The 26,886-nt window shown below is 67.3% G+C and carries 24 protein-coding genes, 1 tRNA gene and 1 pseudogene; 13 read left to right on the forward strand and 13 right to left on the reverse strand.

Going from position 1 to position 26,886, the window contains the following annotated elements; genetic code table 11:
- Positions 1–180 precede the first annotated feature (180 nt).
- Positions 181–993 (forward strand): lytic polysaccharide monooxygenase, encoded by an 813-nt coding sequence (locus ON43_RS33725; RefSeq protein WP_086008083.1) that lies wholly within the window; start codon positions 181–183, stop codon positions 991–993.
- A 663-nt stretch (positions 994–1,656) separates the two neighbouring features.
- Here ON43_RS33725 and ON43_RS33730 read toward each other — a convergent pair.
- The 3 genes and pseudogenes from ON43_RS33730 to ON43_RS33740 all read right to left on the reverse strand — a co-directional run.
- Positions 1,657–2,946: pseudogene (locus ON43_RS33730) on the reverse strand (YibE/F family protein); the annotation flags it as partial.
- Positions 2,947–3,512: 566 nt separating this feature from the next.
- Positions 3,513–4,763: a pyridoxal phosphate-dependent aminotransferase gene (locus ON43_RS33735; RefSeq protein ID WP_040814084.1), complete on the reverse strand. Its 1,251-nt coding sequence runs from the start codon at positions 4,761–4,763 to the stop codon at positions 3,513–3,515.
- Positions 4,764–4,901: 138 nt separating this feature from the next.
- Positions 4,902–6,263 carry an ABC transporter C-terminal domain-containing protein gene (locus tag ON43_RS33740; protein ID WP_083913917.1) on the reverse strand — a complete coding sequence of 454 codons (1,362 nt, stop codon included), beginning with the start codon at positions 6,261–6,263 and terminating at the stop codon, positions 4,902–4,904.
- A 256-nt stretch (positions 6,264–6,519) separates the two neighbouring features.
- On the opposite strand from ON43_RS33740, the gene ON43_RS33745 reads away from it, so the two are divergent.
- Entirely contained in the window at positions 6,520–6,969 is a 450-nt protein-coding gene (locus ON43_RS33745) for a hypothetical protein (RefSeq protein WP_040814088.1), read from the forward strand.
- Positions 6,970–7,082: 113 nt separating this feature from the next.
- On the opposite strand, the gene ON43_RS33750 is transcribed toward ON43_RS33745, so the two are convergent.
- The 3 genes from ON43_RS33750 to ctaD form a co-directional block, all read right to left on the reverse strand.
- Positions 7,083–8,405 carry a DUF7159 family protein gene (locus ON43_RS33750; RefSeq protein ID WP_063712678.1) on the reverse strand — a complete coding sequence of 441 codons (1,323 nt, stop codon included), beginning with the start codon at positions 8,403–8,405 and terminating at the stop codon, positions 7,083–7,085.
- 180 nt (positions 8,406–8,585) lie between these two features.
- Positions 8,586–9,158 carry a dCTP deaminase gene (gene dcd, locus ON43_RS33755; protein WP_040814092.1) on the reverse strand — a complete coding sequence of 191 codons (573 nt, stop codon included), beginning with the start codon at positions 9,156–9,158 and terminating at the stop codon, positions 8,586–8,588.
- A 15-nt stretch (positions 9,159–9,173) separates the two neighbouring features.
- Positions 9,174–10,919, reverse strand: a complete 1,746-nt coding sequence (ctaD, locus tag ON43_RS33760) for an aa3-type cytochrome oxidase subunit I (protein ID WP_040814094.1) — start codon at positions 10,917–10,919, stop codon at positions 9,174–9,176.
- Between the two features lie 280 nt (positions 10,920–11,199).
- On the opposite strand from ctaD, the gene ON43_RS33765 reads away from it, so the two are divergent.
- Positions 11,200–11,270: transfer RNA gene (locus tag ON43_RS33765), tRNA-Gly, on the forward strand.
- Positions 11,271–11,320: 50 nt separating this feature from the next.
- Here the strand turns inward: ON43_RS33765 and ON43_RS33770 are convergent.
- The 4 genes from ON43_RS33770 to ON43_RS33785 all read right to left on the reverse strand — a co-directional run bounded on the left by ON43_RS33770 (position 11,321) and on the right by ON43_RS33785 (position 12,760).
- Positions 11,321–11,779, reverse strand: a complete 459-nt coding sequence (locus tag ON43_RS33770; RefSeq protein WP_040814096.1) for a hypothetical protein — start codon at positions 11,777–11,779, stop codon at positions 11,321–11,323.
- An 87-nt stretch (positions 11,780–11,866) separates the two neighbouring features.
- Positions 11,867–12,202 carry a hypothetical protein gene (locus ON43_RS33775; RefSeq protein WP_040814097.1) on the reverse strand — a complete coding sequence of 112 codons (336 nt, stop codon included), beginning with the start codon at positions 12,200–12,202 and terminating at the stop codon, positions 11,867–11,869.
- Positions 12,203–12,252: 50 nt separating this feature from the next.
- The gene (locus ON43_RS33780) at positions 12,253–12,549 is read right to left on the reverse strand and encodes a hypothetical protein (protein ID WP_040814100.1); all 297 of its coding nucleotides are present in this window, start codon (positions 12,547–12,549) and stop codon (positions 12,253–12,255) included.
- Complete coding sequence (locus ON43_RS33785; protein ID WP_040814102.1) at positions 12,536–12,760, reverse strand: hypothetical protein; 225 nt, start codon at positions 12,758–12,760, stop codon at positions 12,536–12,538. The genes ON43_RS33780 and ON43_RS33785 overlap by 14 nt, the downstream gene beginning before the upstream one ends.
- Positions 12,761–12,864: 104 nt before the next feature.
- Between ON43_RS33785 and ON43_RS33790 the strand changes: the two genes are divergently transcribed.
- The 4 genes from ON43_RS33790 to ON43_RS33805 all read left to right on the forward strand — a co-directional run bounded on the left by ON43_RS33790 (position 12,865) and on the right by ON43_RS33805 (position 16,456).
- A complete protein-coding gene (locus tag ON43_RS33790) occupies positions 12,865–13,641 on the forward strand; it encodes an alpha/beta fold hydrolase (RefSeq protein ID WP_040814104.1) in 777 nt (258 codons plus the stop codon).
- A 35-nt stretch (positions 13,642–13,676) separates the two neighbouring features.
- On the forward strand, positions 13,677–14,435 hold the full coding sequence (locus ON43_RS33795) for a crotonase/enoyl-CoA hydratase family protein (RefSeq protein ID WP_040814105.1): 759 nt from the start codon (positions 13,677–13,679) through the stop codon (positions 14,433–14,435).
- 174 nt (positions 14,436–14,609) lie between these two features.
- Positions 14,610–15,698: a glycoside hydrolase family 183 protein gene (locus ON43_RS33800; RefSeq protein ID WP_245568863.1), complete on the forward strand. Its 1,089-nt coding sequence runs from the start codon at positions 14,610–14,612 to the stop codon at positions 15,696–15,698.
- A gap of 26 nt (positions 15,699–15,724) precedes the next feature.
- The gene (locus tag ON43_RS33805) at positions 15,725–16,456 is read left to right on the forward strand and encodes a class I SAM-dependent methyltransferase (RefSeq protein ID WP_051179591.1); all 732 of its coding nucleotides are present in this window, start codon (positions 15,725–15,727) and stop codon (positions 16,454–16,456) included.
- A 7-nt stretch (positions 16,457–16,463) separates the two neighbouring features.
- Here ON43_RS33805 and ON43_RS33810 read toward each other — a convergent pair whose 3' ends face one another.
- Positions 16,464–17,069 (reverse strand): alpha/beta hydrolase family protein, encoded by a 606-nt coding sequence (locus ON43_RS33810; RefSeq protein WP_040814109.1) that lies wholly within the window; start codon positions 17,067–17,069, stop codon positions 16,464–16,466.
- A 334-nt stretch (positions 17,070–17,403) separates the two neighbouring features.
- Between ON43_RS33810 and ON43_RS33815 the strand changes: the two genes are divergently transcribed.
- Positions 17,404–19,230 carry an acyl-CoA dehydrogenase gene (locus tag ON43_RS33815; RefSeq protein WP_040814111.1) on the forward strand — a complete coding sequence of 609 codons (1,827 nt, stop codon included), beginning with the start codon at positions 17,404–17,406 and terminating at the stop codon, positions 19,228–19,230.
- A 78-nt stretch (positions 19,231–19,308) separates the two neighbouring features.
- Here the strand turns inward: ON43_RS33815 and ON43_RS42930 are convergent, their stop codons facing one another.
- Positions 19,309–19,881 carry an RBBP9/YdeN family alpha/beta hydrolase gene (locus ON43_RS42930; protein WP_051179592.1) on the reverse strand — a complete coding sequence of 191 codons (573 nt, stop codon included), beginning with the start codon at positions 19,879–19,881 and terminating at the stop codon, positions 19,309–19,311.
- 58 nt (positions 19,882–19,939) lie between these two features.
- Between ON43_RS42930 and ON43_RS33825 the strand changes: the two genes are divergently transcribed.
- Positions 19,940–20,533, forward strand: a complete 594-nt coding sequence (locus ON43_RS33825) for a TetR/AcrR family transcriptional regulator (RefSeq protein WP_040814113.1) — start codon at positions 19,940–19,942, stop codon at positions 20,531–20,533.
- Here the strand turns inward: ON43_RS33825 and ON43_RS33830 are convergent.
- Complete coding sequence (locus tag ON43_RS33830) at positions 20,520–22,223, reverse strand: VanW family protein (RefSeq protein ID WP_245568855.1); 1,704 nt, start codon at positions 22,221–22,223, stop codon at positions 20,520–20,522. The two genes, ON43_RS33825 and ON43_RS33830, sit on opposite strands and share 14 nt — an antisense overlap.
- A 229-nt stretch (positions 22,224–22,452) precedes the next feature.
- Here ON43_RS33830 and gnd point away from each other — a divergent pair, with 229 nt between their 5' ends.
- From gnd to ON43_RS33850, 4 genes are all read left to right on the forward strand, one after another.
- Positions 22,453–23,481: a phosphogluconate dehydrogenase (NAD(+)-dependent, decarboxylating) gene (gnd, locus tag ON43_RS33835; RefSeq protein ID WP_040814115.1), complete on the forward strand. Its 1,029-nt coding sequence runs from the start codon at positions 22,453–22,455 to the stop codon at positions 23,479–23,481.
- 90 nt (positions 23,482–23,571) lie between these two features.
- Positions 23,572–24,735 carry a glycoside hydrolase family 3 N-terminal domain-containing protein gene (locus ON43_RS33840; RefSeq protein ID WP_040814117.1) on the forward strand — a complete coding sequence of 388 codons (1,164 nt, stop codon included), beginning with the start codon at positions 23,572–23,574 and terminating at the stop codon, positions 24,733–24,735.
- 129 nt (positions 24,736–24,864) lie between these two features.
- Positions 24,865–25,473, forward strand: a complete 609-nt coding sequence (locus ON43_RS33845; RefSeq protein WP_040814119.1) for a TetR/AcrR family transcriptional regulator — start codon at positions 24,865–24,867, stop codon at positions 25,471–25,473.
- Positions 25,474–25,588: 115 nt separating this feature from the next.
- Positions 25,589–26,863: a DUF5685 family protein gene (locus ON43_RS33850; protein ID WP_040814120.1), complete on the forward strand. Its 1,275-nt coding sequence runs from the start codon at positions 25,589–25,591 to the stop codon at positions 26,861–26,863.
- Positions 26,864–26,886: the final 23 nt, after the last annotated feature.

Genomic DNA, 26,886 nt, shown 5'->3' on the forward strand with positions numbered 1-26,886 from the left:
CAATTCGGCCAACTAGGTCAGGGCCCTTGACCGAAGGGTTACCGAGTCATACTTTTTAGAGCACAGTTCTGCAACAAAGTGGTCTGGATCACAGCCTAGATCCGTCATGGGACAGCATGCCGGCCCCCGCTGCCCCACTCTCCCAAGGGGATTCACGTGCTCTTTAGAAGAAGTCTGTCCATGCTCGGGGCCATCGGCATCGCACCGGTTATCGTCGCGATCCTGCCCGCGACCCAGGCCCAGGCTCATGGCTACGTCTCAGCACCGTTGAGCAGACAGGCGCAATGCGCCCAGGGACTCCTATCCTGCGGCGATATCCAATACGAGCCGCAGAGCGTGGAAGCGCCCAAGGGCTCGAACAAATGCAGCGGCGGCAATGCCCGCTTCCCGGAACTCGACGACGACTCCAAGCCCTGGCAGGTCCAATCCGTAGGCAGCTCGGTGACTTTCACCTGGACCTTCTCCGCGTTGCACCGCACTCAGAACTGGGAGTACTACATCGGCGGCACCAAGGTCGCGACCTTCGACGGCGGCAATAGTCCCGCCCCAGCCGAAGGCGTAAGCCACACAGTCGATCTCAGCCGCTTCACCGGCAGACAGAAACTGCTGGCCGTCTGGAACATCGGCGACACCGTCAACGCCTTCTACTCCTGCATCGACCTGCAAATCGGCGGTGGCGGAACCCCCACCACCACAACGCCGCCCACCACCACGACCGCCCCGCCGACCACGACAACGCCACCGACCACCACGCCACCGGTCACGACGACACCGCCCACCACGACCACGCCGCCGCCCACCACCGGCCACCAGCACCCGACCACCACGCCCGGCCAGCCGGCCGCCAATGCGTGGAAAGTGGGCGCGCACTACAACATCGGTGACATCGTCACCTATGACGGCATGCGCTACCGCTGCCTGCAGGCGCACACGGTCTACGACCCCGGCTGGACACCCGTTGCCGCCCCGGCGCTCTGGCAGATGACCGACTGACCGTCCGCCACCGAGACCCGTTGGGTGCGGGCAGCGGAGCCGAAACCGCCGAATCGGACCGCACCGCCCGTACCTGACGGAGAGGGGCGTGTTCCCCCGGGAACACGCCCCTCGCACCGTCTTTCGCGCTCTCTTACCGGCTTCGCGTCAGGGTCGCGAGTGCCGACCACCGCGCGGCGGCTCCGGCCACTCCTCATCCGGCGGCTCCGGCCAGCTCTGGCTCGACGTCTCGGGCCACCCCAAATTCCGCTGCTCCGGCTCACTCCACGGCTCATCGCGGTTGAACCAGGAGGATGTCGTATGCCCCGGCTCCGGATTCGGCTGCACCACACTGGTTCTCGGCACGGTCGGTTCACCACTGCCACCGAACGGCACCGCGGGCTGATCGCCAGTCCACGACTCCCGGGACTGCGGTACCGCGGGATCTTCACCGGTGCGCGGCGCGATCGGGTATTCGCCGGTGCGAGGGCTGCCCTCGCCACCCCGCCGCACCACCGCTCGAGATCCGCTGCGGGGCACCGCCGATTGCTCGCCGGTGCGCGGAGTTCCGCTGCGGCGCACCGCAGGTTGTGATCCGGTCCGGGTCGCGAGGGGCTGGGAGCCGGTGCGCGATCCACCCTGCTGCCCCGCGCGGCGCGGCGTATTCCGCTGCGCCGCACCACTTCGCGTCCGCTTGGCGCCCGTACCCGCGGGCGCCGCGGCCGGTTTCGCGCCCAGCGGCCGGGCCAGCAGTACCGCGATGGCGGTGGTCAGCGGCACCGACAGGGCCAGCGCGATACCGCCGACCGCGGACCGCGCGATCTCGATGCCGACGGCGTCGCCGGTCAGCACATCGCTGATCGGCCGCCCGGCCACGCTGAACAACAGCAGCAGCGGCAGCGCGCCACCGGCGTAGGCGAGCACCAGGGTGTAGACGGTACTGGCGATATGGTCGCGGCCGACCCGCATGGCGGCGGCGAAAATGCCGCGGCGGGTGGCCTTTTCGTCCAGGGCCGCCAGTTCGAAGGCCGCCGAGGCCTGGGTGATGGTGACGTCGTTGAGCACACCGAGCGAGCCGATGATGAATCCGGCCAGCAGCAGCCCGGTAATGCTCACGTGCTGGATGTAGGCGGCGACATTCGTGTTCTGCTCCTCGGACAGTCCGGTCAGGTGGGTGATCTTCAGCGACACCCAGGACAGCACCGCCGCCACCACCATCGAGGTCAGCGTGCCCAGCAGCGCGGAACTGGTGCGCAGGTTCACCCCGTGCGCCAGATACAGCACCGAATACAGGATCACCGCGCCCGCGACCAGGGCCACCGGGATGGCGGGCTTGCCCTCCAGCAGCGCGGGCAGCAGGAACAGCACCAGCACGCCGAACGCGATGACGAGCCCGATCAGCGCCCGCAACCCGCGCCACCGCGCCACCGCGATGATCACCACCGCGAAGACGATCACGATGATGGTCAGCGGCAGCCCGCGCGCGTAATCGTCGAACGAGTAGATGGTCCCCGGATTCGGATCCTGCGCGGTCTTCGGCGCCTTCTGCGGCACGATCCGAATCTTGTCCCCCACACTCAATTTCGGCTGATCCGGCGTAGGCGAATTGACGAACAGCGTCCAACTCCCCTTGTCCGCACCGGAATTGATCGCAACCACACTGCGCGCGCACTGCTGCTGCGCCGCCGGCAACAACTCCGGCTCAACCGTGAAGACCTTGCCGTTGTTCGCATCCCCACACGGCCCGAGATCCTGCTTGACCACGGTCCCGGCCTCGGAGCTCACCGCCCCGCCCCCGCCGTTCTGCATAGGCAACGGAATATCGACATGCTGCGCACTCGGCCATAACCAGACCAACCCCGCAATTACGGCCACCCCGATCACAGCGAGTAGCCCGACAACGACTCGGGCGGCATTCGTCCCGATCGCAATTGGCCCGGAATGGTCGTGATGGTGATGGTGGTGATCGCTCACGCAGCGAGCCTAAACGCAAACCATTCCCGACATGCTGAGAGGTTGTCGGTTCTCGAATGCCAAGGCGACAACTGATTTCGCAACGTTCGGGGTAACTCGCCGGGTACGCCCAGAATTGTTTCGGCTCCCAACGCAGGCACGGATGCGAGATGGCGAACGGCTCTCAGCCGTCCGCTGAAGGCCCGGGGAGGCGGTGCTGCAGGGGGCGGCGGAGAGCAGGGGGATGTCTCCGCCGCCCGGCATAGGTGGCCCAGGGGGGGTAGGCCAGCCAATGCAGGGCCGGACGGCCCAGGGGGGGTAGGCGGTCCGGCCGGGGCACTCTAGGTGCCGAGGACCACTGTACACAAAAGACGGTTCTTTGCGCTAGCTAAGTCTCTAAAAACCGAACTTTTTCGTACCTGCGGTCTGTTTTAGCCAGGGTCCCACCTGCGCCATCGGCATCATTAGGGGATGTCCAGGAGTGGACAGAGCCGGATCCGCGCAGGTCAGAAGGGGTACACCGGAACGCGCGCCGGTACTCCAGCGTACCCCGTATGTACCCCGCGATCGAGTATTTTCAGCCGGAACTACTGCCGATAGCTCGCGAGGAAGTTGCCGAATCGCTCGATGGCGACCGACAAGTCGCGCGCCCACGGCAGCGTGACGATGCGCAGATGATCGTGATGCGGCCAGTTGAACCCGGTCCCCTGCACCATCAGGATCTTCTCCTGCAGCAGCAGATCCAGCACCAGCTTCGAATCATCGTGGATCTCATGGACTTCCGGATCCAGCCGCGGGAACGCGTACAGCGCACCGGTCGGCTTCACGCACGAGACGCCCGGAATCGTATTCAGCTTCTCCCAGGCCACATCCCGCTGCTCCAGCAGCCGCCCGCCGGGCAGCACCAGGTCGTCGATGCTCTGATGCCCGCCGAGCGCCACCTGAATGGCATGCTGCGCAGGCACATTCGGGCACAGCCGGGTGGAGGACAGCAGATCGATGCCCTCGAGGAAACCGCCCGCGTGCTCCTTGGGCCCGGTGATGACCAGCCAGCCCGAGCGGTAGCCCGCGACCCGGTACGCCTTGGACAGGCCGTTGAAGGTCAGGCACAGCAGATCCGGCGCGAGCGTGGCCAGCGAGATGTGCTTGGCGTCGTCGTAGAGGATCTTGTCGTAGATCTCGTCGGCCAGCAGCAGCAGCTGATGCTTGCGCGCCAGGTCCACCACCTGCTGCAGCACCTCGGCGGAGTACACCGCGCCGGTGGGGTTGTTCGGGTTGATCACGACAATCGCCTTGGTCTTGTCGGTGATCTTGGATTCCATATCGGCGATGTCCGGCTGCCAGCCGTTGGACTCGTCGCACAGGTAGTGCACCGGGGTGCCGCCCGCGAGCGAGGTCATGGCCGTCCACAGCGGGTAGTCCGGCGCCGGAATCAACACCTCGTCGCCGTTGTCGAGCAGCGCCTGCATGGTGATGGTGATCAGCTCGGAGACGCCGTTGCCCAGGTAGACGTCGTCGACATCGAATTCCGGGAAGCCCGGCACCAATTCGTAGCGGGTGAAGATGGCCCGCCGCGCCGGCAGGATGCCCTTCGACTCGCTGTACCCCTGCGCGTAGGGCAGCGCCGCGATCATGTCGCGCATGATGACGTCGGGCGCGTCGAACCCGAACGGCGCGGGATTGCCGATGTTCAGCTTCAGAATCCGGTGTCCCTCGGACTCCAACCGCGCCGCGTGTGCGTGTACCGGCCCCCGGATCTCATAGAGAACGTTCTGGAGTTTCGTCGACTGCTCCAGGACGCGCGGGGACCGATGCGGTAGGTGACTCTGTGGGCTCACCCAAGCAGTATCTAATTTGCCCTCCGCTTCGCTCCGGGCGGGTTCGCGGCGCTGGAAGTCTCGATTCTTCCCTCCCTCCGCTCCTCCGCTTCGCTCCCCCGCTCCACTCAGTCCAGAATCGAGACGCGCCGCGAACCTTTAATGGGCTGTATCGGGCGGCAGTACGCTGCGCGCGGCGGTCGAGCCGCAGAACTCCTCGATCCTTTCGTCCAGGTCCTGCGCCTCGCCCGCATCGCGGAACTCCGGGCTGGCCAGGCGCTGCCGCACGGCGGACAGGCGCTCCTCGAGTTGCGCGATGCGCTTGTCCTCGTCGAGCTCTAGCACCGGCTCGAGGGCGGCGGCGGCACCGTCGAGGCTGCCGTTGATCAGGTGCGCGGCGGCGTTGTCCACGCGGGCCAGCGACTCCGCGCCGTAGGAGCGCTTGTCGGTCGGCCCGTTCACATAGAGATCGATGGCGCGATTGGTGGCGTCCAGCGCGGGCTCGGCCTGCCCGAGATGGATGTAGGTCGCGCCCGCGTAGTAGTGGCTCTTGGGCTGGTTGAACCCGAACACACCCCCGACCTCGTCGTGCAGGTTGTCGCTGGACTCGCTGTCGCGCGCGTCGTCGGCGGCGCGGATGCAGCGTTCGGTGTCATGGGTGCTGCCCAGCCGCGACCAGATGCGGGCCTCGATGTTGAGCAGCCGCACCCGCGAGGTCGCGGATTCGGCGTAGCGGTGCCCGCTCTGGGCCAGCAGCACCGCGCGGCGGGGCCGCTCGGCACGGTATTCGATGAGGGCCTGCATGCCGCGGGTCCAGGCGCGCAGCGGATTGTGCTCGCACAGTTCGGCGTAAGCCCAAGCGGCCCTGGCCTGTTCGCCGGCGGCGTCGAAATAACCGAGATCGGTGCTGGCATTCGCCAGCAGACCGGACAAAGTACCCGCCAAAAGGTACAGATGCGACGTATCAGCGGGACGCTGATGGCCTTCGAGCAACCGGTACACCCGACGCCGCACCCGCAGCATCTCCACCATCATCGGCACCGGCGGCATGTGGACGTACTCGTTGGCAATCCGAGTGACGTCGGCGTCGAGCTGTTCCAACATGGTCGCACCCACATTGGTGCTCTCCGCCCTGCCGGCGTGCTCGCTTGCTTCATGGGCAGCCGCCATGATCAGATCCCTCTCCGAAATCGCCGCTAACGCATCGCCCCTCATCGCACCCGTATCGACGAGTGCCAGCAGTTCCGCGTCGCTGGAATAACTGGCCTGCGCGGGCATCCCGCTCCATAGCTCGGAACCGCCTTGGCGCACATCGAAACCGGGAACGGCGGGGCGGTCGCTCGAGGGCTGGTCGATCAAGGCCGCGAACCGTGCCCGCACAACATCGTCGGACCGGGCAAGGGAAGTATCGAGGGCGGCCTGATTGATGGGACGGGGATGCACCCGATCGCCCCCGGCCTCCCATTTCGAGACCAGTCGTTCGTGCACACCCAGATGTGCGGCGAACTCCCGGATACTCATGCGCTTGGCATCGCGGAGGGCCCGGGCCTCTTTGCCTGACCAGTGCCGGACCACGGTGCCATCCCTTCCGAACGAACTCCGATACCCAGGGTACGAGCGGAAACAAGCCGCGACCACATCCGAAACCTTTTAGGTACCAGGCGTTATACGTATCGGTAATAGTGGCGGCGGAAAGGCAGTGGAAGGCGAGTGCACGGGCGTATTCACGACGGCCACCGGCAGGCGACCCTTGTGGTCAGGGGAAGGAGGCGGGGATGTGAACGCGGACAAGCTCAGAACAGTCGATGACTGGGTTTCCTACTACCGGCACGAGTTCGGGCTACCGGTCACCGAACGCGGCGGATTCGTCATGCTTCCCGTCACCGCGCAGATCGCGGTGGTGCACCTGCCGGTCGCGCGGGCCGAAAAGGTCCGCAGCGCACTGCAACAGCGGCACAAGGGCGCGCCCATGCTGGCCCGGCAGATCCGCTGGAGCCTGCTGGCCGAACCGGATTCGCGGCCCGGCGCACAGATCATGGAGGTGCTCGACACCCTCGATATCGGCATTCCGGCGGTCGGCAGCGCGGTCATGCTGCCCACCGGCCTGGGCCGCTGGACCCGCGAGGGGTGTCACTGGGTGACGCCGCCCGCGCGCGACATCAAACTCCCACCCCTGTCGGCGATTATCACGACAGCTCTGGCGGTGGGAACCGGAAGCGAGGACTGAACGCAGCCGGTCCTCGCACCGGCGCCGAGCGCGCCGGCCCCACCGAGTCCGCCCCTTCTGGCAGTCGACGGGGCGGACTCGGCGTGTACGGCACGCGAATCAAAACCCTTGCGTCAGTGCTCCTGTGCGGGCGGGGCCGGGAAGAGGGGCGGCAAGGTGGGGACGATCACCGGTGGGAGGCCGGGGATGATCGTGATGGTGTTGGGGCCGACCGTGGTGGTCGGGGCCTCGGTCGTGGTGGCGGCGACGCGGGGCGGGGGTGCGGCCAGGGACTCGTTGGTGGCGTCGGTGGTGGTGGGGGCGGCGGTGGCGGGTTCGGCCGAGTGGGTGGTGGTGGTCGGGACCGAGCTGGTGACGGCGTCCTGGCGCTGCGAATCGTGTTCCAGGACTTGGGGTGCCCAGCCCAGGGTGACGCCGATGGCGGCCACCACGACCAGTGCGCCGACCGCCACACCGGCGAGGCTGATCTCGCGGCGGCGGCCGACCTTCTCCGCCGCGACCGGACCGTTCAGCCAGGCGGGCGAGGTCTCCGCCGCGGGCGGCGGCGGGGTGTGCTCGTGCACGGCCGCCGGGAACGGCGCGGGCGCGGGCCGGTGCATGACCGGGCGGGCGAGCATGGCCGCGCCCCGGGTCACCACGGTGTCGGGCGCGGCGGGCACGATCACCGGGACGCCGAGCCAGCGCCGCAGAACCCTTGCCACCAGCGGGATCTGGGCGCAGCCACCGAGCAGCGCGACCGCCTGCACCGGCTGTTCGGAGCGCAGGATGACATCGCGGGTCATGCGCGCGGAGGATTCGACGGCCAGCATGATGAGGGCCTCGAAATTCTCCTGCGACAGCAACACCAGCCCCTCGGTCGAGGGCAGGGCCACCGCATTGCTGCTGGAGAGCTGTTCCTTGGCCTGGCGGCAGAGCGCGTCCAGCGCGGCCAGCCCGGTGTGGTCCGGCGGATGCGCGATGCGCCCGGAGGCGATCTGCTGTTCGCGGATCAGCGAATCCAGGTAGTCGCCGCTGATATCGCTGGTGCGCTCGCTGAAGCAGACCTGCCGAGTGGCGGTGTCGACCACCGTCACGGACAAACCGGACGCACCCAGGTCGTAGAGGGCGACCGTGCCGAAACCTTGTAGCTCACCGGAGTATTCGAGGAATTCCAGCGCCGCCACCACATCGGGCACCAGTTCGTAATTGGTGAACTGCCGCCGCGCCAGCTCGGCCCGGATGGCCCGCGCGTGGTTCTCGTCGCGATAGGCGATGGCGGTGGCGCTGATCCGCTGATCGGCGGCCAGCACCGCGCCGATCACATCCGCGGCCAGCTCGTCGACCCGCCGCTCCCCGACCGGAACCGCCTGCACATCGAAGGGCTCGGCGGAATCGGTGATCGGACGTGCGACGCGAACCGCGCCCGCCCCCACCGAAACTCCCAGAACCGAACTCATCTGATGCCCATCTCGTTTCCACACACTGTCGCCGTCACCTTACGACGTGGCGCGCCATCCGTACACCCGGTAAGCCCGCGCACCGGTCGGCGTATTCGCGCCACCAGTGACGGTCAACTGTCCAGGCAGCGGCCGATTTACGCGCGCCGGTGAACCGCCGTCCTTACCCCGTAACACCACTCACTTGGTGACCGGAAAATTCAGGTAGGCGCGCGACGGCGTCGGCCCGCGCTGCCCCTGATATTTCGAGCCCGCGGCGGCACTGCCGTAAGGGTGCTCGGCCGGACTGGTGAGCCGGAAAAGGCACAGCTGGCCGATCTTCATGCCCGGCCACAGGGTGATGGGCAGATTCGCCACATTCGACAGTTCGAGGGTGATGTGCCCGCTGAATCCGGGATCGATGAAGCCCGCGGTGGAATGGGTCAGCAGACCCAGGCGGCCCAGACTGGATTTGCCCTCCAGGCGGCCGGCCAGATCGTCGGGCAGCGAGCACACCTCGAGCGTGGACCCGAGCACGAACTCACCCGGGTGCAGCACGAACGGCTCGCCCTCGCCGGGTTCGACCAGCGTGGTCAGCTCGTCCTGCCGCTGCGCGGGATCGATATGCGTGTAGCGGGTGTTGTTGAACACCCGGAACAGGCTGTCCAGCCGCACATCGATGCTCGACGGCTGCACCAGCTTCTCGTCGAACGGCTCGACCCCGAGACGCCCATTGGCGATTTCCTTGCGGATGTCGCGATCTGAAAGCAGCACGGGCAAGAGCGTATGTCAATGATCGGTCGGCGAATCGACTGGCCCGGTCTCGGTGACCTGCTTCGGCTTGCGCAGCCCCCATGTCGCGTGCGCCTCGGCGCGCATGCGTTCGACCATGTGCGGATAGTGCAGTTCGAAGGCCGGGCGTTCGGAGCGGATGCGCGGCAGTTCGTAGAAGTTGTGCCGGGGCGGCGGGCAGGAGGTGGCCCATTCGAGAGAATTGCCGTAACCCCACGGATCGTCGACGGTCACCACTTCGCCGTAGCGATAGCTCTTGAACACATTCCACACGAACGTGATCATCGAGAACCCGAGAATGAACGAGCCGATGGTGGAAATGGTGTTGAGCGTGGTGAATCCGTCGCTGGGCAGGTAATCCGCGTAGCGACGCGGCATGCCCTGATTACCCAGCCAGTGCTGCACCAGGAACGTGGTGTGGAAGCCGACGAATGTCGTCCAGAAATGCAGTTTTCCCAGCCGCTCGTCCAGCAGCCGCCCCGTCAGCTTGGGGAACCAGAAATAGATGCCCGCGAACGTGGCGAACACGATCGTTCCGAAGAGCACGTAATGGAAGTGCGCCACAACGAAATACGAGTCCGACACGTGGAAGTCCAGCGGCGGCGACGCCAGCACGACCCCGGACAGACCGCCGAACAGGAAGGTCACCAGGAAGCCGACCGACCAGAGCATCGGCGTCTCGAAGGTCAGCTGTCCGCGCCACATGGTGCCGATCCAGTTGAAGAACTTCACACCGGTCGGGACCGCGATGAGGAAGGTCATGAACGAGAAGAACGGCAGTAGAACCGAACCCGTCGCGTACATGTGGTGCGCCCAGACCGCGACCGACAGGCCGCCGATCGCCAGCGTCGCGTAGACCAGCGTCGTGTAACCGAACAACGGCTTGCGGCTGAACACCGGGAAGATCTCGGTCACGATGCCGAAGAACGGCAACGCGATGATGTACACCTCCGGATGGCCGAAATACCAGAACAGGTGCTGCCACAGGATCGCGCCGCCGTTGGAGGAATCGTAGATGTGGCCGCCCAGGTGCCGGTCGTACTCGATCGCCATCAGCGCCGCGGCCAGAATCGGAAACACCAGCAGCACAAGCACACTGGTCACCAGGATGTTCCAGGTGAAGACGGGCATCCGCCACATGGTCATGCCCGGGGCGCGCAGACAGGCCACGGTGGTGACGAAGTTGACGCCGCTGAGGATGGTGCCGATGCCGGAGACCGCCAGGCCCATGACCCACAGGTCCGCACCGATGCCCGGGGCGTGCTCGGCCAGCGGCATGTAGGCGGTCCAGCCGAAGTCCGCGGCCCCGCCCGGGGTGATGAATCCGGCGGTAGCCATGGTGGCGCCGAACAGGTACAGCCAGTAGCTGAAGGCGTTCAGGCGCGGGAACGCCACATCCGGCGCGCCGATCTGCAGGGGCAGCACCGCATTGGCGAACCCGAACACGATCGGTGTCGCGTAGAACAGCAGCATGATCGTGCCGTGCATGGTGAACAGCTGATTGAACTGCTCGGGGGAGAGGAACTGCATGCCCGGGCGGGCCAGCTCCACCCGCATCAGCAACGCCATCAGGCCGCCGATCAGGAAGAACGAGACGGCCGTGAAGGTGTACATGATCCCGAGCACCTTGGGATCGGTGGTGGTGAGCGCCTTCCACAGGAAGGACCCCTTCGGGCCCATTCGCCGCGGATAAGGCCGCAAGGGTTCGAGCTCGGGCACTTCACGAGCGGGCACCGCGGTCATACGTCCTCCTCGACCGCCGAGCAGGAGCACCTAGCGCATTTTCAGCAAACGCTCAGCGCATCCAAACTACCTGTGGTGGACGGGTTTTCGACCCGAGGGACAGTTTACGACCGCTCGTAGTCGAGACTCGGTGCTTCGGCGAAAGAACTCGACGATCTTCGGCGCGCCGCGCCCGACGCGCGGACTTGATCGTAAAATCCGACCTCGACCAGCGGGAACGGTAAAGAGTTGCATCGGGTCGGAGACCGTCTGATAGAGTCGCGAGCGCGAGTAAGACGCTGCCGATGTAGTTCAATGGTAGAACTCCTGCTTCCCAAGCAGGTAGCGCGGGTTCGATTCCCGTCATCGGCTCAGAAAAAAGCCCCCGCCTCACGAGGCGGGGGCTTTTTCCATGCCAGACGCTACTTGGAGCACTCGGTCGCGATGCGCTTGGTGGCCTTCCCCGCCTTGATCAGGTCGTCGGTACCGAGGCTGACTTTGGCCGGGTTGGTGCCGTTGGCGCTGTCGATGATCTTCTGGATGCCGCTGTCGGACAGGCCCTCCTGGATGTAGATGTTGGCCACACAGTCAGCGGTCGTCTGACTCAGGTTTCCCTTGTCCTGCAAGGCCTTCGAGATCTGCGCGGCGGTCAGGCCGCCACCCGGCGCGGCACTGCCACCGGGGCTCGTAGTCGCGCCGGGGCTCGTGCCCGGGCTGGTGGTCGCCCCGCCGGACACCGTGGTCGCGGGCGTGGTGGTGGCCGCGGCCGAGGTGGCCGACACCGCCGCGGTGGGCGTGGGCGTGGCCGCCTCCTGGCTGTTGCTACAGGCGGACAGTAGGGGCAGCGCCAGCAGCGCTGCCACGACGACGGATTTCCGCATTGTGGTCCCTCCCGGATGCCGGGCCGATCCCGGTCGATTCAGAGATTGCACACCGGCACCCGAGGGTTAACAAGAGGAGATCGAAAACTACTGCTGCTTCAGGCAATCGGTGACGATCTTGGTGGTGGCGGAGCGGGCCTTGTCCGCGTCCTCCTTGCTCATGCCCAGCGACTCCGGATCCTGCGCGGCCGCGGACTTGGCGTCGTTCTTGATCATGAGGCGCAGCCCGGACTGCGAAATACCCTGATCCACATAGATTTTCGCGGCGCAGTCGGCGAGCTTGGCATCCTTGAGCCCACCGTCCTGTAGCGCCTTGGACACGTCCGCCTGGCTGACATCGGCGGGCTTGTCGCTACCGCTGCCGCCACAGGCGGTCAGCAGGGGAAGCGCGACGAGCGCGGCGGCGAACAGGGAGATGCGCACGGGGGCCTCGACTCTCGAATAACTGGACGAAAACTGCCGCAGGCACGATCTCACAGATCCATGGCCGCGCGCAGCGCTGTGTCGATTCGCTCGGCCGTCTCGTGGTCGACCGAGTCGATCCGCTCGTCCAGCCAGCCGCGATAGATGCGGCCCAGATTTCCGGCATGCACCCAGCCGTGGCCGGGAATGGGCACGGCGAGGATGTCGCGCGGATCCTCCGCCTCGACCTCGGCCGCGATCAGCCAGGGCCGAGGCGACTCGTTGATGCCGTCGCTGGAGATGAGAACGATGGTGCGGGTTCGGGTGGTGCCGTGCGGGTGGTAGACCCAGAGTTCACCCCTGCGCACGCAGCTCCTTCTCGGCGGCGCGCATTTCCGCCTCGTCGGCCGCGGCGAGTTCGACCGGGTCCTGCGCCGGGCCGAAACCCAGCCGCACGGCCTCACGACGCGCGGCGCGGGAGATCCACGCCGACGGCGAGATGCCCGCGCGGGCGGCGGCATCCTGTGCATAGGACCAGGCCGCCTCGTCCAGCGACAGCGTCACTTTCCGGGTTGCCATACCTTTTATCGTACTTCCGGAGCCCCGATTTCCGTCCTGTTGGCGACGTGTCAACGACTGTAGGGTGAGACCCGGCAGGATCGGGTCTCGTGGGGAGTCGCGCAATGACGAAGTTGAACCACCACCGCACCGGCAGCGGGGATCCGCTCGTGCTGGTGCACGGCGTGGGCAGCCGCTGGCAGGTGTGGGAGCCGATCATCGGCACGCTCGCCGAATCCTTCGACGTGATCGCCGTCGACCTGCCCGGTTTCGGCGGCAGCGAACCGCTGCCGCACACCACGGTCTCCACCCTCGCCGACGCACTGGTCGACTTCCTCGCCGCGGAAGGCCTCGAAAACCCGCATCTGGCAGGCAATTCCATGGGCGGCGGCATCGTGCTGGATCTGGCCGCGCGCGGCCTGGCCCGTTCGGTCACGGCGTTCTCCCCCATCGCGTTCTGGGACACGCCCGGGCGGATCTGGTGCCAGCAGGCGCTGGGCCGCGCCAAGCAGCTCACCAAGGTGCTGCATCCGGCCGTCCCCACCCTGTTCGGAAATGCCGCGGGCCGTTCCACTTTCCTCGGCCTGGTGTTCGGCAAGCCCTGGGCGCTCGACCCGCGGGTGGCCGTGGACACCGTGGAGGGCCTGCTCGGCGCGGAGGGTTTCGATGCGGCGCTGGCCTCCTTCACCGATTTCCGGCTCCCCGACCGGACCGCCTTCGACGGCATCCCGATGACCATCGCCTGGGGCAATCGTGACATTCTGCTCACGTACGCCACCCAGGCCCGGCGCGCCCGCGCCGTCCTGCCCGGCGCGCGGCATGTCACGCTGCACGGCAGCGGCCACACGCCCTTCTACGACGACCCGGCCGGCTGCGCCCGCCTGCTCCTCGACCAGCTCTGATCCTGCCCCTCGACCAGCTCCGACAAGGAAAGACCATGAGCCACAACGTTTCCCTCACCGTCGACGGCGACCGCGCGTATGTGGCCCTGGACCGCCCCGACAAGCACAACGGGCTGACCATCGACATGCTGAACGAGCTGGTGCGGGTCGCGCGGGTGATCGAGCAGCGCAAGGACATCCGCACCGTCATCCTGTCCGGCAACGGACCCAGTTTCAGCTCCGGCCTCGATGTCGCCAAGGCCATGGGCAATCCGCTCGACGTGGTCCGCAACTTCATCCCGCTGCCGTGGCGCGGCACCAATACCTTCCAGGAGGCGTGCTGGGCGTGGCGGCGACTGCCGCAGCCGGTGATCGCCGTGGTGCACGGCCGCTGCTACGGCGGCGGCCTGCAGATCGCGCTGGCCGCCGATTTCCGGTTCGCCACACCGGATTCCGAATTCTCGGTGATGGAGGTCAAGCACGGGCTGATCCCGGACATGACCGGCGCGGCCACGCTGTCCCGGCTCATCGGTATCGATCAGGCGCTGCTGCTCACCATGACCGCCGACCCGGTGGACGCGGCCTACGCCGAGCGCATCGGCCTGGTCACCGAGGTCTCCGCGGACCCGCTGGCCGCCGCCGAGAAGCTGGCCGACCGGATCGCGTCCCGCCCGCAACACGCGGTGGCGAGCGCGAAGCGGCTGTTCGATCGCACCTGGCAGTCCTCGGTACGCCGGACCCTCGCGATCGAGCGTGCGACACAGCTACCGCTGATCATCCGCCAGGCGCTGAATCGTGGTACCAAAGAGGTGTAAGCCAACTCACGGCAAACAATTCGGTTTGCAAGCCCCAGAATTCGGGGCCCGCTGTTAGCATTTTCACACTTTGCCAACGAGTCGAACGCATTGTGCGGCCCGTCACATACGGTGTGGTCCGCGCATTATTCGGCGAGACCCGGAGGACGCACCGCATTGAACAAAGCCGCCCCCCTGCTGTTGTCCGCGCTCGCAGGTACCACGGCCTTGCTCCTTACCGTGACAACGCCGGCCGCAGCCAACCCCAACGCGATCAACCCGATTCCGGTGCTCAACGGCACCAACGGCCTGCCGCAGCTGCCCGGCCGCACCAAGGCGGTCTTCCAGGTCACGGGCATGGCCAGCCCCAACAACACCCAGGCCTACAACGTCCTCGGCACCGACCTCGGCATCATGTGGGACAACGGCAACGGTGAGATGCTCACCGCGTTCGGCGACACCGCCGGGCTCGGCCTGCCCAACCTGCTGGTCGGCAGCACCTGGGCCTGGCGCTCCAACATCCTGGTGCGCTCGCACACCCAGAACCCGGCCAACGGCATCTACTTCGATTCCGTGGTGCGCGACATCTTCGGCCAGGCGCGCGATCTCATCCCCAGCCCGAAGATCCCCTTCATCGAGATCAGCCGCATTCCGACCGCGGCCATCTCGGTGGGCCCCACCCAGGTCATGAGCCTCATGTCGGTCAAGACCTGGGACGAACCGGGCGAGTGGACGACCAACTACTCCAGCCTCGCGGTATCCGGCGACAATGGCGAGAACTGGGTCGAGCTGCCCGCCACCCGCCGCCCCGACGACGGCGGCAACGGCAACTTCCAGATGAACGCCTTCGTCAAGCGCGACGGATTCCTCTACGAGTTCGGCACCGAATCCGGCCGCAACCACCCGGCCTTCGTCGCGCGCGTGCCCGAGCCGGCCGTGACCGATATGGGCGCGTACGAATACTGGGACGGCGGCAAGTGGCAGAAGGACGTGAACGCGGCGAAGCCGGTCATCGGCGGCGGCATCGCGGAGATGTCCGTGCAGTGGAACGACTATCTGGGCCAATACATCATGCTCACCACCGATCCCTGGAACTCGGTGGTCATGTACACCTCGCCCAGCCCGGAGGGTCCGTGGAGCGCGCCCTCGGTGCTCATCGATACACGGGAACTGCCATCGGCCTACGCGCCGTTCATCTTCCCTTACCAAACCGGCCGTGACCTCTACTTCCTCACGACCGTCCACTCCCAGTACAACGTGCTCCTCATGCACACGACCCTGTAACCAGCGACGCTCCTAGACTCGTGCCCATGGATGCCGCCGAATGGGACGAGCACTACGCCGCTACCGAATTGGTGTGGGGCGCACCTCCGAACGAGACGGTGGTCGAGCAGGTCTTCGGACTGGAGCGGCGGGTACCGACCGCCGGACTCGGGATCGGGGAGCCCCGGCCCGAGCTGCCGCGCGCGCTGGATCTGGGCTGCGGTGAGGGCCGCAATGCGCTGTGGCTGGCCACCCACGGCTGGCAGGTGGATGCCGTCGACTTCTCCCAGACCGGAATCGACAAGGGCCGCACCGTCGCCTCGCGGCTGTCGCGCTCGGTGCGCGGGCGCATCCGCTGGGTCCACACCAACGTCAACACGCTCGACGCGGCCGACCTCACCGGCCCGTACGAGCTGATCCTCATGGCCTTCCTGCACCTGCCCGCCGACGAGCGCCGCGCCCTGCTGCTGCACGCGGTCGAGATGCTCTCCCCGGGGGCCACCCTGCTGGTCATCGGCAATGACACCCTCAATCTGGCGGAAGGCTATGGCGGCGAACAGAATCCGGCCCTGACCTTCACCCCCGCCGACATCCTCGCCGACCTCGCCCCGGCCGAACCCGAGATCCGCATCCGGGTCGCCGACCGCGTGCACCGCCCCACCGAGCACCGCGACGCCATCGACGCCCTGGTGGTGGCCACCAAGCCGATTCCGGAACCCCCGGCCGAGGAGCCCGCCCTGGGCGGCGTCCCGCAGCCGCCCGCGCTGGACCTCTTCTAGCCGACCCTCACTTCGCGGACCAGCGCTCCAGCCACGGCGTCACCGCGGCGACGATCTCGTCGAACCCGGCGCGATACGAATGCGCCTGTCCCGCAATGACATGCACCTCGGTGGCGTCGGCGGCTTCCGGAATGCCGAACGGGTCGCGCGCCCCGTTGACCACGACGACCTCGATATCACCGGGCGCCAGCAGTTCCTCGCGCCTGGACTTCTCCGGCTTGCCCGGCGGATGCAGCGGGAACGACAGGGCGAGCACGCCCGCGGCCTTCGCCTCGCGCGCGGTCCGGCATGCCACCCGCGCGCCATTGCTGCGCCCGCCCTGGATCAGCGGCACCCCGCGCACCTTCTTCCGCAGGGCCGCGACGATCTCCAGCCAGGCCGCGTCCTGCACCTCGGCCTTGCCCGGCGCGCGCCGCCCGGCGACCCGGTAGGGCTGTGTCACCAGCGCCACCGCGCCGCCCTGCGCGACAGCGGAATCCCGTACGGCCAGTAGATCTTTCGCATCGACGCCGCCGCCGGAACCGTGGGTGAGCAGCAGCAGGAATCCGGGCTTGTTCCGCCCCGGTCGGTCGAGCTCCACCTCCGCCGGTCCGGCACTCGTCTCGATGCGCATGCGACCACGCTAACCAGCAGCGGGGCGTTTGCTTACTCCCGCCCCGCCGCTGTGTCGAGGGACTCATGTCCCACCGGCATCGATCTCCCCGCGGCTCCCCTAGCTGCGACAACGGGATCCTCACGGGCTCAACGGAACCCCGGGCCCGGGCAACTCGCGTGCTTTCAGTCACATTCGGCCCCGTTGACCTTGGCGACCCCCCTACCGGCCGGTAACATGGCGCATAAGTTACCCGCCAGTAGCGCTGCTTTACGGTGTCTACCCGGTGGAGACCTAACGGGCGGGAACGGCACACACCGAACCGCACCCATCTCAATGGAGAGTGAGTACGACCATGGGTCACTACAAGAGCAACGTTCGCGACCTCGAGTTCAACCTCTTCGAGTTCCTGGGCATCCAGAAGCTGCTCGACGCGGGCGCCTACGGCGACCTCGACGCCGACACCGTCAAGGAGATGCTGAACGAGGTCCGCCGCCTGGCCGAGGGCCCGCTGGCCGACTCGTTCGTCGACGGCGACCGCAACCCGCCGGTGTTCGACCCGGAGACCCACACGGTCAAGCTCCCCGAATCCTTCAAGAAGTCCTACCGCGCCCTCGAGGACGGCGGCTGGTCCAAGGTGCCGGTCCGCGAGGAGCTCGGCGGCCTGGGCGCCCCCTCCGTCGTCGGCTGGGCGCTGGGTGAGATGGTGCTGGGTTCCAACCCGCCCGCCCAGATGTACGCCGCCGGTGCGGGTTTCGCGCAGGTCTTCTACAACAACGGCACCGATGAGCAGAAGAAGTGGGCTCAGATCATCGCCGACCGCAACTGGGGCGCCACCATGGTGCTGACCGAGCCCGACGCGGGCTCCGACGTCGGCGCCGGCCGCACCAAGGCGATCCAGCAGGAGGACGGCTCCTGGCACATCGAGGGCGTCAAGCGCTTCATCACCTCGGGTGACTCCGACGACCTGTTCGAGAACATCATGCACCTGGTACTGGCCCGCCCCGAGGGCGCCGGCCCGGGCACCAAGGGCCTGTCGCTGTTCTACGTGCCGAAGTTCCACTTCGACTTCGACACCCAGACCCTGGGTGAGCGCAACGGCGTGTTCGTCACCAACGTCGAGCACAAGATGGGCATCAAGGTCTCGGCCACCTGTGAGGTCACCTTCGGCGGCCACGGCGTGCCCGCCAAGGGCTGGCTGGTCGGCGAGGTCCACAACGGCATCGCGCAGATGTTCGACGTCATCGAGAACGCTCGAATGATGGTGGGCACCAAGGCCATCGCCACCCTGTCGACCGGTTACCTGAACGCGCTCGAGTACGCCAAGACCCGTGTCCAGGGCGCCGACCTGACCCAGATGACCGACAAGGCCGCCCCGCGCGTCACCATCACCCACCACCCGGACGTGCGTCGTTCGCTGGCCATGCAGAAGGCGTACGCCGAGGGCCTGCGCGCCGTGTACCTGTACACCGCCGCGCACCAGAACGCCGATATCGCCGAGCTGGTCTCGGGTGCCGACGCCGACACCGCGTTTCGCGTCAACGACCTGCTGCTGCCGATCGTCAAGGGTGTCGGCTCCGAGCGGGCCTACCAGTACCTGACCGATTCGCTGCAGACCTTCGGTGGCTCCGGCTTCCTGCAGGACTACCCGATCGAGCAGTACATCCGCGACGCCAAGATCGACTCGCTGTACGAGGGCACCACCGCCATCCAGGCGCAGGACTTCTTCTTCCGCAAGATCGCCCGCGACCGCGGCGTGGCGCTGGCCCACGTGGCCGGCCAGGTGCAGAAGTTCATCGAGCGCGAGGGTGGCAACGGCCGCCTGAAGGCCGAGCGCAAGCTGCTCGCCACCGCCCTCGAGGATGTCCAGGGCATGGCCGCCACCCTGACCGGGCACCTGATGGCCGCCCAGCAGGACCCGAAGGAGCTCTACAAGGTCGGCCTGGGTTCGGTCCGCTTCCTGCTGGCCGTCGGCGACCTGATCATCGGCTGGCTGCTGCTGGCGCAGGCCGAGGTCGCGATCAACGCGCTGGACAACGGCTCCACCGAGCCCTTCTACCAGGGCAAGATCACCACCGCCCAGTTCTTCGCCCGCAACGTGCTGCCGGAGCTGACCTCCATCCGCACCGTCCTGTCCAACCTGGACAACGACATCATGGAGCTGGACGAAGCCGCCTTCTGACGCGACGGCGCAAGGGGTTTCACCCCGTGAAAGCTGAATAAGGATGGGGCCCGGGTAGATACCCGGGCCCCATTCCTTTTATCGGGACAAGACTTCCCGGACGAGGCGGAGGGCCTCGGGGAGTTCGGTGGCGGTGTCGCCGGTGCTCGGGAAGTGGCCGCCCTCGGGGGTGACCGTGGCGGTCGCGCCCAATTCGGTTACGAATTTCATGATGTGGTCAGGGGTCGCCGCGCCGGTGACCGGGTCGTTCGCGGCGTGCAGGATGCGGAAGGACTTGGCGGCGCGGCGGATTCGGGGCCAGTCGAAGCCGCCCTCGAAGAACGGGGCCAGGGCGTCGTAGCCGACCTCGCCCGCCATGGAGGCGACCAGCACGACACCCGCGAAGGGGCCCAGGGTTTCGGTGTCGTGGCGCTGCAGCAGGCGCAGCAGGTTGACGCCGCCGAGGCTGTGGCCGACCAGGACGGTGTCGGCGGGGTCGACGTCGATGAGCTGCTTCTGCAGCGTCGAGAGCCAGTCGGCAGCAACGGGTTCGGTGGGTTCGGGCAGGGCGGGGATGCGGACCTCGTCGCCCGGCAGTTCCGTGCGCAGGTAGCCGTACCAGTGGTCTTCGGGGGTCATCGCGTAGCCGTGGGAGACGACGATCGTGCTCATAAATCGAAACGCTACGTTTCGATTCGATTGGCGTCAAGAGCGCTGCTACCGTGACCCCATGCCCACGACCGATCGCCCCGCCCGCACCGGCGGCCGGGTCCGCAGCCAGGACGCCCACGATGCCGTGCTCGCCGCCACGGCCGAGCTGCTGGAGGAGATCGGCTACCGGCGCATCACCATGGAAGGCGTTGCGCAGCAGGCCAATGTCGCCAAGAGCACGATCTACCGCTGGTGGAAATCCAAGCCCGAGTTGGTGATGGAGGCGTACCGGGGGATCGTCGAACAGCGCATGCCGGTGCCCGATACCGGTGATATCCGCGCCGATCTGGTGGAATTCACCGCCCGGCTGTACGGGATCGGCTCATATCCGGTGCGGGTCAAGGCACTTCGCGGGCTGATGGCGGAGGCGCAGCTGGATCCCGGATTCGCGGGGCCCTTCGGGGAGTGGGCGGCCGGACGCCGCGCGGTCGTCGTCCAGCTGCTGGACCGGGGCGTCGAGCGCGGGCAGGTGCCGGCGGAGATCGACGCCGAGCACGTCGCCGATCAGCTGTTCGGCGTGTTCTGGTACCGGCTGCTCACCGACCGTGAGCTCGACCCGGAGCAGGCGGCCGGGCATGTCGACCGCCTGCTCGCGGGGGTCATTCGCACTTGACGACCGGGATGGGGTCGTACTTCACCGTGCGGGTCTTGCGGGAGATCTCCTTGCCCGTCTTGGCATCCCGGATGACGCGGGTGTCGGAGGTGGTGAAGCCGGGTGCGCCGTCGGAGGCGATGCAGTCCTTGCCCTTGGGGAGGGTGACGGTCTTGGGGTCGGTGGGCTTGGTGCGGTCGCCGGTGATGGATTCGACCTCAACGGTTTTGGTGCTCCACAGGCGGACCGTGACCGAGGAATCGTCGGCGGCGGTGTCGATGACGATGCCGTAGGGGGTGTTGTTGCGGAACTTCAGGTCGATCGCGCCGTCGAAGACGGTGGCCTCGCGGGCTGCGGGGTAGCGGGAGATGTAGTAGCTGTGCTCGGTGTGGCCCGCGTCCTCGAGGCCTGCGAAGTAGGCGGCGTTGTAGAGGGTGGTGGCGAATTGGGAGATGCCGCCGCCGACGGCCGTGGAGGGGCGGCCGTTGTTGATGATGCCGGATTCCACGTAGCCCTCCGCGGTGCCGCGGGGACCGGTGAAGTCGTTGAGCGAGAAGGTCTCTCCGGGCTTCACCACGGCGCCGTCGACCTTGCGGGCGATCACGCGGATGTTCACTCCGGAGGGACCGCTGAAGCCGCCGGTGGTGAACGAGCCGACCGGCTGGACGACACCGAGCTTGTCGGCGTCCTCGGTGCTCAGCTTGGGCTGAACCTGCTGGTACACCACGGCTTTCGAACGATTCGAGGGCGAAACCAGCACCGCGGGAAGGCCTTCGAAGGTCTTGCCCCAGTCGACGAGACGGCCGACCACGGCGGGTTTCACGGTCGCGCGGGAACCGGACAGGTCGAAACCGGCGTCCTGCGGCGGTATCTCGGTGGGCTGGAGCTGCGGGGCCAGCGTCGCGGTGAGCGCCTCGGCATCGGTCGAGAGGTCCAGTCCGCCTTGGTCGTTCGCGTGGAACGAGAGCGCCGCCGCGATCCGGTCGGGTTCGAGGGTGGCGTCGCCGCCCTGCCCGGTGAAGGTGACGGGTGCGCTCACGGCGGGTTCGGCGATCTGCTTCAGCGCCCGGTCGACGGCATCGGCGCGCACATGCGGCTGGGTCTCCACCACCGGCAGTTCCAGGATCGATCCATCGGCCCAGTGCTCGGACAGGGTGGTGCGCGCGGCCGGGACATCGAGCACGCGGCCGGGTATCGGGCGCACCGGAACCGGCCGGGCGCCGTCGAAAACGATCCCGCCCTCGACCGGTTGCCGGTCGTGCGCGCGCAGCGCCGCCAGCTCCCGGTCCAGCGCCGTGGCGTCGATCGCGGCCACGGGCTCGAGCTCCCGGGTGGTGAAGAACGACGCGATCCGGGTGAAGGGATTCTTCGGCTGCCCGCCGATCCGCGCCCAGGTGCCGTCCCAATCCACGCTCACCCCCGCGTCCCGCGGCACCAGATCGACGGTGATATCCCCGGTGCGCACCGTGAGCGGCTGTGCCACACGCTGATCGAGTGCCGCCCGCAGCTCGGCGCGCGCGGCGGAACGGTCCATACCGCCGATATCGACTCCGGCAACCTGCGTGCCACGCGGGACATGCCCGGACGACAATGACCAGTCGACCACGTATCCGATTCCGGCGGCGGCCATCAGCACACCGGCAGCGATTCCCGCGCGACGGGTCGCATTCGAATTCAGAAGCCGTTGTACGCCGGAACTTCCCTCGGTCACGAACATCCTCCCCAGCGGTCAGCAAATCTTCTGCAACGATAACCGGGGACAGTAAAAGAGCTCCGTGCGGTTGCCGGGTCGGGGGTCTGGCAACAGCACGGAGCCACCCCTTCTATCGATACCGGTTTCAGGGCGTTACACACCGTTCCATCCAATCGGAAAAAGATTCGCAATCTTCGATTGGGACAATAGGGGCGGACCGGGGACCGGACGAGGCGAGGAGACACCTATGCAGCTCGGGATGATCGGACTGGGCCGGATGGGCGCGAATATCGTGCGCCGCATCGTGCGCGACGGGCACACCGCGGTTGGTTGCGAGCGCCACATCGAGAACATCGACGCGCTCTCCGCCGAACTCGGGGAAAACTTCCAGGGCAGCACCGAATTGCCGAAATTCGTGGCCATGCTCGACACCCCGCGCGTGGTGTGGGTGATGATCCCCGCGGGCGCGACCGGCGCGGTCATCGACAGCCTGGCCGAGCTGCTGGAACCCGGCGACATCATCATCGACGGCGGCAACAGCCGCTACCACGAGGACATCGCGCGCGCGAAGACACTGCGCCCCAAGGGCATTCACTACGTCGATATCGGCACCTCGGGTGGTGTCTTCGGGCTCGAGCGCGGCTTCTGCCTGATGATCGGCGGCGAGAACGACACCGTCGCCCACCTGGATCCGCTGCTGAAGTCCATCGCGCCCGGCGTGGATGCCGCGCCGCGCACCCCCGGCCGCACCGGCACGCCGTCGACCGCCGAACAGGGCTACCTGCACTGCGGCCCGGTGGGCGCGGGCCATTTCGTGAAGATGGTGCACAACGGCATCGAGTACGGCGCCATGGCCGCCTACGCCGAGGGCCTCAACATCCTGTTCAAGGCGAATGTCGGCAAGCACCAGGACAGCGAGCACTCCGCCGAGGTCACCCCCCTCGAACACCCCGAGTACTACCAATACGACATCGACGTCCCCGAGGTCACCGAGGTCTGGCGTCGCGGCTCGGTGGTCGCCTCCTGGCTGCTCGACCTCACCGCCGCCGAACTGCACGCCGACCCCAACCTCGACTCCTTCGGCGGCCGCGTCTCCGACTCCGGCGAGGGCCGCTGGACCCTCGACGCCGCCATCGACGAGGGCGTCCCCGCCCCGGTCCTCTCCGCCGCCCTGTTCCAGCGCTTCGCGTCCCGCGGCGAATCCCTCTACGCCGACAAGGTCCTCTCCGCCATGCGCCAGGCCTTCGGCGGCCACCACGAATTGCCGAAACAGTAGACGGGACAGCCGAAACAACAAACGGACAAACAACTCCCGGCGGTTCGCCAATGACTCGGCGCGGCGGGCACGTCGGCTACCGTCGGGGGCATGCGCCTTGTTCCGGGGATCGTCGTCGCGGTGACCGCACTCACGCTGACCGCCTGTTCCAGTGGCTCGAACTCGTCCAATGAATCGGCCTCGACCAGTACCGGAGCGCCCAGCAGCACCACCACGGCGCCGACAACCACTCCGACGCAAGGGGATTGCGGGGCCATGTACCTGTCGCAGTTCACGTTGCGGCAGAAGCTGGCGCAGTTGCTCACTGTCGGGGTCACGGGTCAGGCGGATGCCGCGAATGTGGTGAAGACCGAGCAGGTGGGCGGCATTTTCATCGGGAGCTGGACCGATAAGGCCATGCTGGCGCAGCATCAGGTCGAGGCGGTGCAGCAGGCGTCGCGGATTCCGCTCATGGTGACCATCGACGAGGAGGGCGGGCGGGTCTCGCGGGCCAAGGACCTGATCGGGGTCGCGCCCTCGGCCAAGGTGATCGCGCAGACCATGAGCCCGGAGGAGTTCTACACCTTCAGCCTGGAGCGGGCGAAGAAGCTCAAGGCGCTGGGCATCACCGTGGACTTCGCGCCGGATGTGGACGTCACCAGCCAGCCCGACGATTCGGTGATCGGCGACCGCTCCTTCTCCGACAAGCCGGAGGTGGTGGCGCAGTACGCGGGCGCGTTCATCCGGGCGCTGAAGGACGCCGGGGTGGGCAGCGTGATGAAGCACTTCCCCGGCCACGGATCCGGCTCGGGCGATTCGCACACCGGTGCGGTGCGCACGCCGCCGCTGGATCAGATGCAGGACACCGATCTGGTGCCGTTCCGGCAGCTGGTCGACTCGGGCGCGGCGGTCATGGTCGGGCATCTGGACGTACCCGGACTGACCACTCCGAATGTTCCGGCCAGCATCAGCCCGGAGGTCATGAAATTGCTCCGGGAGGGCACCGGCTATGGCGCAGCACCCTTCGAGGGGGTCATCTTCACCGATGATCTCAGCGGCATGGCGGCCATCACCAATCGGATGAACATCGAGGAGGCGGTCGAGGCAGCGCTGGTCGCGGGGGCCGACAATGCCCTGTGGATCACCACCGATGCGGTCCCGAAGGTGCTCGATCGGCTCGAGGAAGCGGTCAAGAGTGGCCGTCTGCCGGGAACCCAAGTGGATAAGTCGGTGCTGCGCGTGGCAAAGTTCAAGGGCTCCGCGCCGCTCTGCTGATCTCCGGCAAGGCCAACCGCTATGCCTCGGCAAATCAACGGCAATTCGCGCTCGCGGAACTTACCATGGAGTAAGATAAGGACTTCGACACTCCACAAGGGCGTCGACTGTCCGGGCTTAGGAGTGTGAATGGCAGGCGGAACGAAACGGCTTCCTCGCGCGGTGCGCGAGCAGCAGATGCTCGACGCCGCCGTGGAGGTCTTCTCGCGCAAGGGGTACCACGACACCTCGATGGATGCCATCGCCGCCGAGGCGAAGATCTCCAAGCCGATGCTGTACCTCTACTACGGGTCCAAGGACGAGCTCTTCCGGGCGTGTATCCACCGCGAGGCCATGCGCTTCATCGAGGCGGTCGCGGTCGCGGGTAACCCCAAGCTCACCCCGCACGAGCAGTTGCGCGCGGGCCTCGAGGCCTTCCTGACCTACGTCGACCAGAACCGCCTGTCCTGGCAGGTCCTCTACCGGCAGGCCCTGGGCCAGCAGCCCTTCGCCTCGGAGATCTCCAACAGCCGCGACCGGGTCATCGAGCTCACCGCCAAGCTGCTGGAATCCAGCGCCAAGTACGCCGAGCCCGGCACGAATTTCGAGGTCGTCTCGGTCGCCGTCATCGGCGCCGGCGAGGCCATCGCCGACCGGGTGGCCAGCGGACAGATCGAGATGGCCGAGGCCGTGGACCTGCTCGACGATCTCGCCTGGCGCGGTCTGTCGGGCAACAAGAAGAAGGCCGAACAGGTCTGACACCCCGCGGCTGCGGAAGACCGTAAAGCTGCGGGCAAGCTCGTGGTCGTTCCCTGAATTAGAGTCGCTGCGAGCTACTTCGCAGGACGGCTGCGGCCGGGGAACGGGGATACAGGTGTTCGGCTTGCTCAAGCCGTGCGCGCACAGCGCGGCACGGCACGGGATCGACCCGTCGGCGTGGCAGACGCACATGTGCGGGCTGTGCCTGGGATTGCGGGACGGACACGGTCAGCTGGCGCGGGCGGCGACCAATACCGATGCCATCGTGCTGGAGATCCTCACCGAGGCACAGCAATCGCGGCCCTCCGCCCGGACCGCCGCCGGGCCCTGCCCGTTGCGGGGCATGCGGCGGGCCTCGGTGGTGGCCGCCGACGCCCCCGGTGTCCGGCTGGCCGCGACCGCGTCACTGCTGCTGGGCGCGGCCAAGATTCGCGACCACATCGACGACGGTGACACCCGCAAGCTGGCCCGCCGTCCCCTCGCCCGCGTCTCGACCCGGTGGGATGCCCGGGCCCGGGCGACCGCCGCACCGCTGGGCCTCGATGTCGAACCGCTCATCGCCGCCATCGAATCCCAGCTCCGACTGGAGAATTCGCCCGGCAGCACCCTCGCGGAGCTGACCGCGCCCACTCAGCTGTGCGCCGCGGAGTTGTTCGCGCACACCGCGATGCTGGCCGACCGGCCCGAGAACGCGCACGCCCTGCGCGAGGCCGGATGGCATTTCGGCCGCATCGCACATCTGGCCGACGCGCTGGAGGATCTCGACTCCGACCGTGCGCGCGGCCGCTTCAACCCGCTGACGGCCACCGATACCTCGCCGGAGCGGGCGCATGCCCTGGTGGCCGAATCGAATTCGCTGCTGCGCGCGGCGCTGGCGAGCGTCGCCCTGGACCGCGCCGCCACCATCCGCTGGAGCCTGCTGGACCCGCTGCACGGCGTGGTGCGCGAACTCGGCCGCGCCGCGGGCATCGCGCACACGTGTACCACCCGCGCCTGTCGCACCTCACCGACCGGTTCGGGGTCGGCCTCGGCGGGCACCGTCGCCACTCTCACCGAAACCCGTCCGGGGCTGTTCGAGAGCGGCGACTCCGGCGCGCGCGGTCAGCAGCCGTGGCAACCGGGTGCGCCGTTCACCCCGCAACCCGGTCTGGAGCCGCCGGGCCCGCCGCAGGGCCCCAACCTGTTCGAGGGGCTCGGCATCATCTGCACCCAGTACTGCACCGGATACGCCTGTTGCGCAACGCATACGCGCCCGTGCAGCGGTCAGCGCAAGGATGCCTGGGTCAATCGGTGCGATTGCGATTGCGATTGCTGCGACTGCGGAGACTGCTGCGATTGCGATGGCTGCTGCGAGTGCGGCGACTGCTGCGACTGCGGTTGCGACTGCTGACTGTAGGCACCGCGGCACGGGCC

Source organism: Nocardia concava NBRC 100430 (genome assembly GCF_000308815.1).
GTDB classification, from domain to species: Bacteria; Actinomycetota; Actinomycetes; order Mycobacteriales; family Mycobacteriaceae; genus Nocardia; species Nocardia concava.

What these genes read in the sequence shown, in the direction of transcription:
- ON43_RS33770 (WP_040814096.1), bottom strand. Translation starts at nt 11,779, where the DNA reads ATGCGGAAATCCGTCGTCGTGGCAGCGCTGCTGGCGCTGCCCCTACTG.
- ON43_RS33840 (WP_040814117.1), top strand. Translation starts at nt 23,572, where the DNA reads ATGCGCCTTGTTCCGGGGATCGTCGTCGCGGTGACCGCACTCACGCTG.
- ON43_RS33785 (WP_040814102.1), bottom strand. Translation starts at nt 12,760, where the DNA reads ATGGCAACCCGGAAAGTGACGCTGTCGCTGGACGAGGCGGCCTGGTCC.
- ON43_RS33805 (WP_051179591.1), top strand. Translation starts at nt 15,725, where the DNA reads ATGGATGCCGCCGAATGGGACGAGCACTACGCCGCTACCGAATTGGTG.
- ON43_RS33740 (WP_083913917.1), bottom strand. Translation starts at nt 6,263, where the DNA reads ATGAGTATCCGGGAGTTCGCCGCACATCTGGGTGTGCACGAACGACTG.
- ON43_RS33845 (WP_040814119.1), top strand. Translation starts at nt 24,865, where the DNA reads ATGGCAGGCGGAACGAAACGGCTTCCTCGCGCGGTGCGCGAGCAGCAG.
- ON43_RS33795 (WP_040814105.1), top strand. Translation starts at nt 13,677, where the DNA reads ATGAGCCACAACGTTTCCCTCACCGTCGACGGCGACCGCGCGTATGTG.
- ON43_RS42930 (WP_051179592.1), bottom strand. Translation starts at nt 19,881, where the DNA reads ATGAGCACGATCGTCGTCTCCCACGGCTACGCGATGACCCCCGAAGAC.
- ON43_RS33825 (WP_040814113.1), top strand. Translation starts at nt 19,940, where the DNA reads ATGCCCACGACCGATCGCCCCGCCCGCACCGGCGGCCGGGTCCGCAGC.
- ON43_RS33790 (WP_040814104.1), top strand. Translation starts at nt 12,865, where the DNA reads ATGACGAAGTTGAACCACCACCGCACCGGCAGCGGGGATCCGCTCGTG.
- ctaD (WP_040814094.1), bottom strand. Translation starts at nt 10,919, where the DNA reads ATGACCGCGGTGCCCGCTCGTGAAGTGCCCGAGCTCGAACCCTTGCGG.
- ON43_RS33815 (WP_040814111.1), top strand. Translation starts at nt 17,404, where the DNA reads ATGGGTCACTACAAGAGCAACGTTCGCGACCTCGAGTTCAACCTCTTC.
- gnd (WP_040814115.1), top strand. Translation starts at nt 22,453, where the DNA reads ATGCAGCTCGGGATGATCGGACTGGGCCGGATGGGCGCGAATATCGTG.
- ON43_RS33750 (WP_063712678.1), bottom strand. Translation starts at nt 8,405, where the DNA reads ATGAGTTCGGTTCTGGGAGTTTCGGTGGGGGCGGGCGCGGTTCGCGTC.
- ON43_RS33725 (WP_086008083.1), top strand. Translation starts at nt 181, where the DNA reads ATGCTCGGGGCCATCGGCATCGCACCGGTTATCGTCGCGATCCTGCCC.
- ON43_RS33810 (WP_040814109.1), bottom strand. Translation starts at nt 17,069, where the DNA reads ATGCGCATCGAGACGAGTGCCGGACCGGCGGAGGTGGAGCTCGACCGA.